The 12,455-nt window shown below is 71.4% G+C and carries 12 protein-coding genes; 5 read left to right on the plus strand and 7 right to left on the minus strand.

Annotated features, from left to right (window positions below):
- Positions 1–32 precede the first annotated feature (32 nt).
- Positions 33–914: an AAA family ATPase gene (locus DV20_RS37175; protein ID WP_043788102.1), complete on the minus strand. Its 882-nt coding sequence runs from the start codon at positions 912–914 to the stop codon at positions 33–35.
- Positions 915–977: 63 nt separating this feature from the next.
- Here DV20_RS37175 and mgrA point away from each other — a divergent pair, with 63 nt between their 5' ends.
- The 3 genes from mgrA (at position 978) to DV20_RS37190 (ending at position 3,689) form a co-directional block, all read left to right on the plus strand.
- On the plus strand, positions 978–2,006 hold the full coding sequence (mgrA, locus tag DV20_RS37180; RefSeq protein ID WP_043788104.1) for an L-glyceraldehyde 3-phosphate reductase: 1,029 nt from the start codon (positions 978–980) through the stop codon (positions 2,004–2,006).
- A 134-nt stretch (positions 2,007–2,140) separates the two neighbouring features.
- A complete protein-coding gene (locus DV20_RS37185) occupies positions 2,141–2,806 on the plus strand; it encodes a TetR/AcrR family transcriptional regulator (RefSeq protein WP_043788105.1) in 666 nt (221 codons plus the stop codon).
- A 13-nt stretch (positions 2,807–2,819) separates the two neighbouring features.
- Positions 2,820–3,689, plus strand: coding sequence for a TIGR03564 family F420-dependent LLM class oxidoreductase (locus DV20_RS37190; RefSeq protein ID WP_043788107.1), 870 nt, complete (start codon positions 2,820–2,822; stop codon positions 3,687–3,689).
- A 290-nt stretch (positions 3,690–3,979) separates the two neighbouring features.
- Here DV20_RS37190 and DV20_RS37195 read toward each other — a convergent pair whose 3' ends face one another.
- Positions 3,980–4,837, minus strand: a complete 858-nt coding sequence (locus DV20_RS37195; protein ID WP_043788108.1) for an SDR family NAD(P)-dependent oxidoreductase — start codon at positions 4,835–4,837, stop codon at positions 3,980–3,982.
- 284 nt (positions 4,838–5,121) lie between these two features.
- On the opposite strand from DV20_RS37195, the gene DV20_RS45245 reads away from it, so the two are divergent.
- The gene (locus DV20_RS45245) at positions 5,122–6,006 is read left to right on the plus strand and encodes a TRADD-N-associated membrane domain-containing protein (RefSeq protein WP_152603808.1); all 885 of its coding nucleotides are present in this window, start codon (positions 5,122–5,124) and stop codon (positions 6,004–6,006) included.
- A gap of 70 nt (positions 6,007–6,076) precedes the next feature.
- On the opposite strand, the gene DV20_RS37205 is transcribed toward DV20_RS45245, so the two are convergent.
- From DV20_RS37205 to sigC, 4 genes are all read right to left on the minus strand, one after another.
- Positions 6,077–7,300, minus strand: a complete 1,224-nt coding sequence (locus DV20_RS37205; protein ID WP_043788112.1) for a PucR family transcriptional regulator — start codon at positions 7,298–7,300, stop codon at positions 6,077–6,079.
- Positions 7,301–7,465: 165 nt separating this feature from the next.
- Positions 7,466–7,924, minus strand: coding sequence for a (2Fe-2S)-binding protein (locus DV20_RS37210; protein WP_013224858.1), 459 nt, complete (start codon positions 7,922–7,924; stop codon positions 7,466–7,468).
- A gap of 11 nt (positions 7,925–7,935) precedes the next feature.
- Positions 7,936–10,173 carry a xanthine dehydrogenase family protein molybdopterin-binding subunit gene (locus DV20_RS37215; protein WP_043788115.1) on the minus strand — a complete coding sequence of 746 codons (2,238 nt, stop codon included), beginning with the start codon at positions 10,171–10,173 and terminating at the stop codon, positions 7,936–7,938.
- Positions 10,174–10,337: 164 nt separating this feature from the next.
- On the minus strand, positions 10,338–10,889 hold the full coding sequence (gene sigC / locus DV20_RS37220) for an RNA polymerase sigma factor SigC (RefSeq protein ID WP_043788116.1): 552 nt from the start codon (positions 10,887–10,889) through the stop codon (positions 10,338–10,340).
- Positions 10,890–10,905: 16 nt separating this feature from the next.
- Here sigC and DV20_RS37225 point away from each other — a divergent pair, with 16 nt between their 5' ends.
- The gene (locus DV20_RS37225) at positions 10,906–11,634 is read left to right on the plus strand and encodes a hypothetical protein (protein WP_200876578.1); all 729 of its coding nucleotides are present in this window, start codon (positions 10,906–10,908) and stop codon (positions 11,632–11,634) included.
- 54 nt (positions 11,635–11,688) lie between these two features.
- On the opposite strand, the gene DV20_RS37230 is transcribed toward DV20_RS37225, so the two are convergent.
- A complete protein-coding gene (locus DV20_RS37230; protein ID WP_051736290.1) occupies positions 11,689–12,429 on the minus strand; it encodes a DUF427 domain-containing protein in 741 nt (246 codons plus the stop codon).
- Between the last annotated feature and the right edge of the window lie 26 nt (positions 12,430–12,455).

Here is a 12,455-nt window from a genome sequence, read left to right on the forward strand (position 1 = left end):
GAACGCGGCGAGCCGCTCCGGCACGCCGCCGGTCACGACGCGTCCAGGACCTGTTCGAGCTTCAGGCCGGCGCCCGCCTTGGCGATGTCGTCCTGGTGTTTGAGCACGACGCCGAGGCTTTCCCGGACGACCCGCTCGTCGAGGGAGTCCGCGCCGAGCGCGAGCAGGGTGCGCGCCCAGTCGATGGTCTCCGCGACCGACGGCAGCTTGCGCAGGTCCATCGCCCGCAGCGCGGCGATCACCCGGACGACGGAGTCGGCGAGGGCGGCGTCGATCCCGGGGACCTTGAGCCGGACGATGTCACGCTCGAGGTTCTCGTCCGGGAAGTCGATGTGCAGGAACAGGCACCGGCGGCGCAGCGCCTCGGACAGCTCGCGCGTGGCGTTGGACGTCAGCACCGCGAACGGCGCCCGCGTGGCGGTGATCGTGCCGAGCTCGGGCACGGTCACCTGGAAGTCACCGAGCACCTCCAGCAGCAGGCCCTCGACCTCCATGTCGGCCTTGTCGGTTTCGTCGATCAGCAGCACGGTCGGCTCGTCGGAGGAGATCGCCGTCAGCAGCGGGCGGCGCAGCAGGAACTCCTCGCCGAAGATGTCGGTGCGGGCCTGGTCCCACGTCTCGTCGCGGCCGGCGGTGATCCGCAGCAGCTGCTTCGCGTGGTTCCACTCGTACAGGGCGCGGGCCTCGTCGATGCCCTCGTAGCACTGCAGGCGCACCAGCCGCGAGCCGCTGACCTGGGCGACGGCCTTGGCGAGCTCGGTCTTGCCGACGCCGGCGGGGCCTTCCACCAGCAGCGGCTTGCCGAGCCGGTCGGCCAGGAACACGGTGGTCGCCACGGCCGTGGACGCCAGGTAGCCGGCTTCGGCCAGCCGGGCCGACACGTCGTCGACGGAGGTGAAGAATCCGGTGCCCACCACGTGCCTCCTAAGCGGTCGCTCACCCGGAGCGTACCCGAAGACCGGGCTAGCATCGGCCGCGTGACCTACGTTGCCGCTTCCGGCCGATACGACTCGATCCCCTACCGGCGCTGCGGGCGATCCGGGCTCAAACTGCCCGCGATCTCGCTCGGGCTCTGGCACAACTTCGGCCACGACCGGCCCCTGGAGACCCAGCGCGCCATCACCCGCCGCGCCTTCGACCTGGGCATCACCCACTTCGACCTGGCCAACAACTACGGCCCGCCCTACGGCTCGGCGGAGGAGAACTTCGGCCGGCTGCTGGCGGCCGACTTCAAGCCCTACCGTGACGAGCTGGTGATCTCCACCAAGGCCGGCTACGACATGTGGCCCGGCCCGTACGGCGAGTGGGGCTCGCGCAAGTACCTGCTGTCCTCCTTGGACCAGTCCCTCGGCCGGATGGGCCTGGACTACGTCGACATCTTCTACTCCCACCGCTTCGACCCCGAGACGCCGCTGGAGGAGACCGTCGGGGCCCTCGACGCCGCGGTCCGCGCGGGGAAGGCGCTGTACGTCGGGATCTCGTCCTACAGCTCGGAGCGGACGGCCGAGGCCGCGCGGCTGCTGCGGGAGCTCGGCACGCCGCTGCTGATCCACCAGCCGTCGTACTCGATGCTCAACCGCTGGATCGAGGAGGACGGCCTCCTCGACACGCTGGAGCAGGCCGGCGCCGGCTGCATCGCGTTCTCGCCGCTCGCGCAGGGCCTGCTGACCGACAAGTACCTGCACGGCGTCCCGTCGGACTCGCGGGCCGCGCAGGGCAAGTCGCTGGACCCGGACACCCTCGACGAGGACCGGCTGGCCCGGGTGCGCGCGCTCAACGACATCGCCGGGCGCCGCGGGCAGTCGCTGGCGCAGCTCGCGCTGGCCTGGGCGCTGCGCGATCACCGGGTGACGTCGGTGCTGATCGGCGCGAGCAGCGTGAAGCAGCTGGAGGACAACGTCGGCGCGCTGGGCAACCTCGAGTTCTCTTCCGAGGAGCTGACCGAGATCGACGGCCACGCCGTCGACGCGGACATCAACCTCTGGAAGCGTTCGTCGGACGCCTGAGGCTCCTCCGGCGGGGGCGCCCCCCGTTTTCCACGCTACCGGTGAGCACCGACATTTTCGGCGGGGGCGCTTGCCCCCGCCGTTTCTCGGCTCGATGTTTGACCAAAATTCGTATCTGGTCATACGATGACGGAGTGCCTCCTGCCGAAGACCGGGCCGAACGGGCCGAGCGCATCCTCGACGCCGCCGCCGAGCTGCTCCTGCGCGCCGGGTACCGGCGTACGACCGTCGAGGACGTCGCCGAGCGGGCGGATGTCGGCAAAGGCACCGTCTACCTGCACTGGAAGAACCGCGAGGAGCTGTTCCTCGCGGTCCTGCTCCGGGAATCCGTCCGCGCTCTCGAAGACCTCGTCGCGGCGATCGCGGCCGATCCCCTCGCCGTGCGGTTTTCGCGGCTGACGGAGATCCAGTACGCCAACGTCCTGCGCCGTCCGCTGCTGCGGGCCGGCTACGCCGACGACGCCGAGACGCTCGGCAAGCTGCTGCCGAAGCTGCACGGCAAGCTCGACCCGCGGCACGCGGAAGCCTTCGTCGAATACCTGGAGCTGCTGGCGGCGAACGACCTGCTGCGCACCGACCGGCCGGTCCGTGACCTCGTCGTCGCCTTCCAAGCCGTGCTGCACGGGTTCCTCGGCCGCACTCCCCCGCCGGAGCCGGCCCTGATCGCCGACGTCGTCGCGCACGCCTTCGAGCCGCTCGCCGTGTCGACGAGGCAGCTGCGCGCCGTGGCGCCGCGGGCGCTGGAGCTGTTCACCGAAGCCGTCGCGCTCGACCGCAAACAGCTCGAACGCGCGTACTGACCCTGGAGGACCCATGCGCACCGGAATCCTGATCGACGAACTCGGCGTCGGCTTCGACGCCATGACGGCTCAAGCGCGCGAAGCGGCGAAGCTCGGCTACGGCGCACTGTGGGTGGCGCAACGCGGCGGCTGGGACGCGCTCACGGCACTCCCGGCGCTCGGCGCGGCCGCCCCCGGCCTCGAATTGGGCACGTGCGTCGTCCCGACGTACTCGCGGCACCCGATCACCATGGCCGCGCAGGCGCTGACCGCCCAGGCGGCGGCCGGGGTGCCCGTCCACCTCGGCCTCGGGCTGAGCCACCGGTTCATCGTCGAGGGCGAGTTCGGGTATTCGTACGACCGCCCGATCCGCCACCTGCGCGAGTACCTCCAGGCGCTGCACCCGTTGCTGCGCGGCGAAAAGGCGGACGTCCACGGCGAGTCGCTGACGGCCGCGGGCGCGGTGAACGCGCCCGGCGCGCAGCGGCCGGCGGTGCTGATCGGCTCGGTGAGCCCGCAATCGACGCGGCTGGCGGGCGAACTGGCCGACGGCGTGATCACGACGTTCGCGGGCCCGCGCGCGATCGCCGAGGTCGTGGTCCCGGCGCTGGGAGCCGGGTCCCGGGTGGTCTCCGGCCAGCTGATCTGCGTGACGTCCGATGTGGACGAAGCCCGCCGCCGCCTCGAGGAGCGCTACGGCACGGCGGCGAACGTCCCGGCCTACCGCACGATCCTCGACCGGGGCGGCTACGAGCGGGTCTCGGACAGCGCGCTCGTCGGCGACGAGGAAACCGTGCGGCGCCAGGTGAAATCCCTTGAGGACGCGGGCGCGACCGAGCTGCTGGTGATGCCGTTCGGCTCGGCGGCGGAGCAGGCCCGCACCCGCGAGCTGCTGGCGACGTGAACCGCGGCCGGCGGCCGGCCCGGCTGCGCGAACCCACGGCCACGACTCACGGCCGCGAACCCACGGCTGCAAACCCAAGGCCGCAAACCCGAAGCACGAACCTACGGCTGCGACTCACGACCGCCAACCCACGGCCGCAACTCCAGCGCCACGGACCCACGGCCGCGAACCCAGAGCCGCAAACCACGGCCGCGAACCCAAAGCCACGGCCGCGACTCAAGCCCGCGGACTTACGGCCGCAACTCCAGAGCCACAAACCCACGGCCGCGGGGCGCCCCCCGTTTTCCACACTACCGGCGGGCACCGACATTTTCGGCGCCGCCTTGAGCCTCGGCGGACAGTTCCTGCCACTCGTCCCAGGTGGCGAGCCGCTCCGCGTAGGCCTGCTGGATCATCGGGTAGAAGCCCTGGCCGAAGAGCACCCGCAGGGGCGGGTTGGCCGCGTCGACGACCTTGAGCAGGGCCCGGGCGGCGGCCGCCGGGTCGCCGGCGGGCTGCCGGGCGGCGACCTCGGCGATCCGGCGGCGCAGTCCGTCGTAGACCGGGCTGGCCTCCGCGACGTGGCCGTTGGCGAGGGGATCCGGGTTCTTGCCCTCGCGGGTGGCGTAGCCGCCCGGCTCGATGATCGTGACCTTGATGCCGAAGCCCGCGACCTCCTTGGCCAGGGTCTCGCTCAGGGCTTCGATCGCCCACCGCGACGCGTGGTACGCCCCGCCGAGCGGCATCGCGATGAGCCCCGCGGCCGACGACAGCTGGATGAAGTGGCCGGCGCGCTGTTCGCGCAGGAAGGGCAGCGCGGCCTGGACGACCCACAGCGGGCCGAAGACGTTGGTTTCCAGCTGGGCGCGCAGCTCGGCCTCGGTGAGCTCTTCGATGGCGCCGATCTGCGCGTAGCCGGCGTTGTTCACGACGACGTCCAAGCGCCCGAAGTGCCCGGCGGCCCGCTTGACGGTCTCGAAGACCGCGGCCTTGTCGGTCACGTCCAGCTCCAGGGGCAGCACCGCGTCGCCGTAGGTGGCGATGAGCGAGCCGAAGCCCGCGGTGGACCGCGCGGTGGCGGCCACCCGGTCGCCACGGTCGAGGGCGGCCTCGACGAACCGGCGGCCCAAGCCGCGCGACGAACCCGTGACGAACCAGACCTTGCTCATGGTGTTTTCCCCGTTCTTCGTGTGGCATCCGATCGGCCACAGGACACCGGGGGCCGCGAGCCCGTGACAGCGGGCCCACGTGACGCCGGTCACCCGAGGAAGGGTCGCTACGGCCCCAGCCGGACCGATCGCTCCGCTCACCTCCGAGCGTCGTCCGAAGGCCGCGCTCAAGGGTGGTAATCGCAGGTCATGTATGTAACAGCTGTCAACCGACCGACGACTGATGGGAAACACGCACGGCCGAACAACAGCCCGTGGCGCCGAGCAACCTCCGGAGGACCATCGTGAGCGCCTTGGTGGCCGCCCTACCGTGGCTGGGCACGCTACTCGCCGGGTTTCTCGGTGCCGCCGCGAGTTTGTTCTCCAACTTCTTGCTCCGCAAGAACGAATCAAGACGGCGATCCGTCGAAAAGGAGATCGCCGCGACACTCGGCCTTCCACTGAACACCGAGCCGGCAGGAAAATCGGGAGGACGGGACGTCGCCCCGGGTTCGGTTGATGCACCGGACACGACCGGCGAAGAATCTGAATGCTCCGATCCGGACGTCCACCGCAGCCGAGGCGAAATCGACGTCGCCAGTTCGCGAGCAACTTCAGAGATCGCCGACGTCGTGCGGCAACAGTCCGACGGCCACGCCCTGCTGGTGGTCAAGTATTACGCCCAAGGCCTCACCCAGGCTTCCGTCAGTTTCGCGTTGAGCATGACCTTCTCGGTGATCGGATTCGGTTTGATCGCCATCGCCGTCGTTCAGGGCATCGTCCACCCTGACCACGCTCTTCCAGCGGGCATCACCGCGGTCGCCGGCATCGTGAACCAGGGCGTAGCGTCTCTCTTCTTCCGGCGCGCAGACAAGGGCCGGGAACTCATGATGCAACTCATCGACAAGCTGCGGAAAGACCGCGAAAGCGAGATGCGATTCGTGGCCGGATTGACTCAGATCGAGCAGGTCCAAGCCGAAGGCCTCAAAGACGCGTTGCGAGCATCCGCCGCACTCGCGTTCACCGACTCGCCGATGAGTCTCGAGCACCTCGCGAACCTAGTCAACTCCGGTGCTCTCACCAGAAGTCCCGGCAACATCGCACAAGGGGCCGGAGGCAAAGTGCCCGATACCGCCACCCGAACGGTCAACGGGCAGCAGCCCAGCGACGACCACCTGACCACCTCATAGCAGACACCTCACCGCAACCGAGATCGGCTTGGCTGGCCGTTCGCCGGACACCCCTTCGCGCCGGCGGGCGTCAGCGCGGTGCCGGCAGGTGGGTCGCCTCCGGGAAGAGGTTCAGCGCCCGCAGCGCCGCACCCAGCTCCGCGATGTCGGCGGGGTTCGTCAGGGAGCGGCCCAGTTCCTCCGTGATCCGCTTCAGGCGGTGGCGGATCGTGTTGGGGTGGCAGAACATCCGTTCCGACGTGAGCTTCGTCGACCCCTGGCAGTCGAACCACGCGCGCAGCGTCAGCAGCAGCACGTTGCGGTCGTCGCCCGGCAGGTCCAGGACCGGCTGGAGCACGTGGTGGGCCAGCTGCACCGACGCCTCCGGGGCGCTGGCCACCAGGCCGGCCAGGGGCGACTCGGTGAACTGCACCAGCCCCGGCGTCCCCGGCGTCATGCTCGACAACGCCACCCTCGCCAGGTGGAGCGCGCGGGCGGTGTTGCCGAGGCCGGTGAACACCGGGCTCATCCCCACCCGGCCCACCGGGTGCTCGCGGACCAGCTCGACGATCGCCGCGGGCGCGGCCGGGTCGCGCAGGGAGACCACGCCGACCTGCAGGTCCGGCGTCAGCCGCCACGCCGACGCGTGCTGCAGCGCCCGCAGCCGGGCCTCGATCTGCGGCAGCGGTTCCTGGCCCAGCCGCGGGGTTTCCGCCGCGACGACGACGAACGTGCCGTCGAGGGCCAGGTCGAGCACGCGGGCGATGTCCCACAGCGTGCCCTCGGTCGCCGCGCCGCCCGCGAACAGCGCCTCCACCAGCGCCGACCGCCGGTTCTGGTGCGCCACCATGACCTCCGCGGTCGTGTCGCGGTAGGCCGTCGTGAGGGCCTCGGCGAGGTCGTCGATCAGCGCCCAGATGGCCGTCGTCGCGGCGACCAGCGCGGCCAGGTCCTGCGCGACGGCGGTCAGCTCCACGAACCGGTGCCACACCTCGGTGAGCCCGATCCGGTAGGCCCGCAGCAGCTCGGGCAGCGGCGCACCCTGCAGGGCCCGCGCCCGGCCGGTCACGCGGGCCTGGGAGAGGTCGGGGACGTCCGAACCGCGCAGGGTCCGCATCACGTGCTCGAGGTTGGCGCGCACCGAGTTCCGGAGTTCGGCGTGCGAGACGAACCGCGCGTCGGCGTAGACGGGCATCTCGGCGAGGATCTGCCGCACGGTGCTGTCGATCAGCTCCGGCAGCCTCCGCTCGGCCTCGGCGGCCAGCGAGGCGACCAGGGACGCGCGCTCGCCGGACAGAAGCGCCTGGTAGTGCATGGTGGCCTCCGGTCCCGGCCTCCTCGTCGAGGTCCGAGACCGACATCTAACCCGAACGTGGCCACCACGTTCGGGTGAACTTGCTACAAGAACCGCGGATGCGGAGATTCCTATGTAGAACCTCCGCGTCCGCGGGCGGAGCTTTCACGGGGAAGCTCCGGATGGTCAGGCCAGCTTGGCGGCCGCGCTCTTGATCGCCTCCCGGATCCGGAAGTAGGTGCCGCAGCGGCACACGTTCTGGATGGCGTCGATGTCGGCGTCGGTCGGGTTCTTCGTCTTCTTCAGCAGCGCGACCGCCGCCATGATCTGGCCGGGCTGGCAGTAGCCGCACTGGGCGACGTCCTGCTCCAGCCAGGCCTCCTGGACCGGGTGCAGCTCGTCGCCGTCGGCCAGGCCCTCGATCGTGGTGACCTCGCGCCCGGCGCACTCCGAGACCGGCGTGACGCAGGGGTTGAACGCCTCGCCGTCGAGGTGGCTGGTGCAGGCCTTGCAGACGTTGATGCCGCAGCCGTACTTCGGCCCGCGGACCTTGAGCTTGTCGCGCAGCGCCCACAGCATCGGCAGGTCGGCGGGCGCGTCGACGGTGACGGTCTTCCCGTTCACCACGAAGGTGTAGTTCGGCAAGGTGACTCTCCTCAGCGCGGGAACGGGTCGAAGTCGACCGGGAAGGTGATCGGGAAGCTGCGGGGCTTGATCCCGGTCGCCCGGGCGTAGGCGTTGGCGATCGCGCCCACCGGCGCCGGCAGGCCGAGCTCGCCGGCGCCGCCGATGTCGTCGCCGGTCGCCGGCATCACGTGCACGGTGACCTCCGTGGGCGAGTTCTTCTGCCGCGCGTAGTGGAACTGCGAGTAGCTGCCCTCCAGCGGCAGGCCCTTGTCGATGTGCAGGCCCGCGGTGAGCGTCGTCGAGATCGCGTCGGTCAGGCCGCCGAGCATCTGCGCCTCGATCCCGCGCGGGTTCACCGGCTTGCCGACGTCGACCGCGATGGTCGCCTTCGTGACGCGCGGGTGCTTCGGATCGCGCGCGTCCATCTCCACCAGGCAGGCGGTGTAGGACTTGTACTCGCCGTGCACCGCGATGCCCTGCGCGAACCCGGCGGGCAGCTTCTTGCCCCACTCGCCGAGTTCGGCGACCTTGTCGAGCACCGCGCGCTGGCGGTCGGACTTGACGAACTCACGGCGGAACCGGTACGGGTCCTTGCCCAGCTTCGCCGCGATCTCGTCGACCATGATCTCTTCGGCACCGCGGGTGTTCGCCGAGTAGACCGACCGCCACGCCGAGGTGTGGAACTTCAGCGGCACCTCGTTGAGCAGCTGCGTGGTGACGCCGAAGTTGTACGGCGACTTCACCGTCAGCAGGAACACCGTCTGCGCGAAGCTGAGGTTGCCGCCGACGGGCAGCTTCGCCGCGAACGCGGTGAGGATCTCGCCGAGCCCGTGGCTCCAGTCGGTTTCGACGCTCGCGACACGGTGTTCGAAGGTCAGCACCTGGCCGAGGGCGAAGGTGGCCCGGATCCGGTGGTAGCTCGCCGCGCGCCCGCGGCCGTGGCGCATGTCGTCGATCCGGCTCCACATCAGCCGGACGGGCTTCTTCATCGCCTTCGAGATGTGCGCGGCTTCGAGGGCGGCGTCGAAGAACAGCCGCCGCCCGAAGGACCCGCCGCCCTGCTGGACGTGCACGGTGACCCGGTTCTCCGGCAGCCCCAGCTCCTGCGCGATGGTCTGCTTCGCCACGATCGGCGACTTCAGCCCGGCCCAGATGGTCGCGCTGTCCTCGCGGACGTCGGCGACGGCGGAGTTCGACTCCATCGGCGCGTGGCTGGCGAAGGCGAAGTCGAACTCGCCGTCGACGTACTGGGTCAGCAGCGGCGGCACCACGAACGGCAGCGCGGCGGCCCGCAGCTTCGTCTTGATCGTCTCGTCGTCCTCGCCGTCGACCGTGCCCGGGCCCCACGTGACGTCGAGGGCGTTCTTGCCGTCGAGCGCCTGGCCGAACGTCTCGGCCATCACCGCGACGCCGGTCTTCACGACGGCGATGTCGATGATCCCCGGCATGGCGCGGACGGCCGCCTCGTTGTTGACCTTCCGCACCATGCCGTTGATGGTCGGCGGCCGGCGCACCATCACCGGGTTCGCGCCGGGGACGTCGAGGTCGAGCGTGTAGACCTGCTTCCCGGTGACCATCGCGCGGGCGTCCTTGCGCGCGGTCGGCGTCCCGACGAGCGTGTGCGCCGACTCGGCTTTCGGCGCGATGGACCCGGTGGCCAGGCCGGTGCGCGACGCCGGCCCGGCGAGGACGCCGAAGGAGGCGCTGCGCCCGTCGGCTGCCCACACGGCACCGTCGCGAGTGGACAGTCGCGCCGCGTCGGTTCCCCACTGCGCCGCGGCCGCGGCGACCATCCGGGCGCGCGCGGTCGCCGCGGTGGCGCGGACCGGGTCGTACAGCGAGCGCATCGTGTTGGACCCGCCGGTGAGCTGGTTGAACAGCAGCTCGGTGCGGGCGTCGGAGAGCACGACGTCGACGCGGTCGAGCGGCAGGTCGAGCTCTTCGGCGACCAGCATCGCGGTCGCCGTCGTGATGCCCTGGCCGACCTCGGCGCGCGGCAGCTGCAGCCGCGCCCGGCCGTCGGCGGTCATCTCGAGCACGAGCATCCCGGCGGTCGGCACGCAGGACAGCGTCAGGACGTCGCCGAGGTCGAGGATCTCCGCCGGCTGCGGCAAGGTCGGCACGACGGCTTCGGCGCGGGCCGGCGCAACCGCGTCGGCGGTGAGCTTCGTGGCGACGGTGAGGGTCGGCGCGGCGACCAGGTAGGTCAGGAAGCGGCGGCGCCCGACCTGCCCGGGCTCGGCGGGTTCGGTGGTGGGACTGGCCATCGGGGATCCCTTGCTGGGTGGTGGCGGGGTGCGCGCCACGCTAAGGACCCCCGGCAGGTGCGTCAACGCGGAGTAGTCGAGATCGCCCATCTCTGTGACGAGATGACAGCGGAAGCCGCCGAATGTGTGCGCCGCCACAGCGCCGGATGGTCGAGCGGGCTGGTTCAGCCGGCCCCGCGGGCGCGCCGTGCCTGGAGCAGGTCCTCCCGGGCGCGGGCGACGCGGGAGCGCACCGTGCCGACCGGGCAGCCGCAGACGTCGGCCGCCTCGGCGTAGGACAGCCCGAGCACCTGGGTCAGCACGAGCACCTCGCGCCGGTCCGGTTCCAGCCCGTCGAGCAGCAGGCGCAGCTCGACGAGGTCTTCGAAACCGGCCGCGGGGTCGCGGGTGCGCTCGGCGGCGGCTTCCCAGTCGGTGTCGGCGATCTTGGGCCGCGCGCCGGCCGCCCGGATCTGGTCGACGACGACGCGGCGCGCGATGGACAGCAGCCACGTCCGCGAGGACGAGCGTCCCGCGAAGCGGCGAAGGCTGCCGAAGGCGCGAAGGTAGGTCTCCTGCGTCAGGTCGTCGGCGGCGGCGACGTCGGTGAGGTGGGCGAGGAAGCGCCAGACGTCGGCCTGCGTGGCCCGGACCCACGCTTCGAGCGCGCGCCGGTCGCCGCCGCCGGCGGAGAGGGCCAGGGCCGTGACGCGGTCGTCGTCCTCACGGTGGGTCATGATCCGGAACTTAGCAGTGACGAGGAACTTCCCGGATCCGCCGTCCGACTACTGGAACATGAGGTGCGAGGAATGCCGCGAAGCGCTCTCGGCGCGGTTGGACGGCGAAGCGGAGCCGGTCTCGCCCGACGAGCATCTGACGTCCTGCGCGGAGTGCCGGGCGTGGTTCGCCGGCGCGGAACGGCTGCGGCGCGCGATGCTGCTGCGCCCGGCCCCGCCGGTGCCGGACCTGACCGCGGCGATCCTCGAGCGCACGCCGGCCCCGTCCGGCGAGCACTGGGGACGGCGGATCGCGCTGGCGGTGGTGGCGATCGGCCAGCTGGGCCTGGCGTTCGCGCAGCTGCTCGGGACGGCCCACGCCGGCGTCCACCTCGACCACGAAAGCGGCGCATGGAACCTGGCGGTTGGCGTCGGCCTGCTGACGGCGGCGCTCCTCCCCCGGACGGCGGGTGGCCAGCTGCCGCTGCTGACGGGATTCGTGGGCGTGCTGCTGGTGCTGTCGGCGGGCGACCTGACGGCGGGCCGGGTGACGCCGGCCCGGCTGGCCACCCACCTGCTGGTGGTCCTCGGGCTGGCCCTGCTGTACGCGGTGCACCGGGACCACCGCGACCGCGGCGCCCCCCGCCCGGCCGCCACGGCCGGCGACGGCGTGGCGACCTCCGGGTCCACTGTGGACGCCCCGGCGCCGGGCCGGCCGCGGTCCCGCCCGTTCCGCCGGCAGGTCCACGGCCGTCACGCGGCCTGACGTATAGGTCGTTATACGATCCTGAGGCGCGCTGCCGCTCGAAGGTCGCGGGGCTCAGGCGAACTTCGTCTTCGGGCGCTCCTGCCGGACCCCGTCGACGTAGACGTCCACCTTCTCGTCGAGGAAGGCCACCAGCCCGGCGACGCGCGTGCTCTCGGGCAGCGGCGTCGGGTAGCTCCAGGCCAGGTCTTCGTGCCCGGCCACGTCGAAGTGCTCGGCCGCGCCCTTGTACGGGCAGTGCGTCACCACGTCGGTCCGGGAGAGCAGGTCCATCCGGACGTCCACGCGGGGCAGGTAGTAGCGGGTCGGCAGGCCCGTCTCGAACAGCAGGTGCGGCCGCACCGAGTCCGCCACCGTGACGCCGTCGACCTCGATGCGGACGTGGCGGGAGCTCGGCAGGATGTCGACGCGGACGCCGGGGTCGCGCGGGTGCGTGAAGATCTGCTCGTCCTCTTCGAACCAGTCGAACGCGGCGAACTCGAAGCGGACGTGGCCGCGCAGCTCCTCGATCGGCGAATCCGGGTACTCCAGCGCGCCGTCCACCGCCTCGGCTCCGGCACCCTTTATCGTCGACAGAACAGCTTCTCCGCGGCTCGGCGAGTGCGCCGTCCGGCCGGAGGGGGTGAGCACCCCGTTCACGACGTCCGCGCGGGGGAGGTAGTACGTGGGGTAGTACGGAACTTCCCACACCAGGAGGGGGTGCACCGTGTCCGCGACGAGCTGCCCGCCGAGGAACACCCGTACCCGCTTCGCGCCCTGTGCCACGCGGACCCGGCCGCGTCCCGGAGTGCTCATGATCCGGACAACGGGCCGCGGAAGGC

The sequence above is a fragment of the Amycolatopsis rifamycinica genome (genome assembly GCF_000695625.1).
GTDB classification, from domain to species: Bacteria; Actinomycetota; Actinomycetes; order Mycobacteriales; family Pseudonocardiaceae; genus Amycolatopsis; species Amycolatopsis rifamycinica.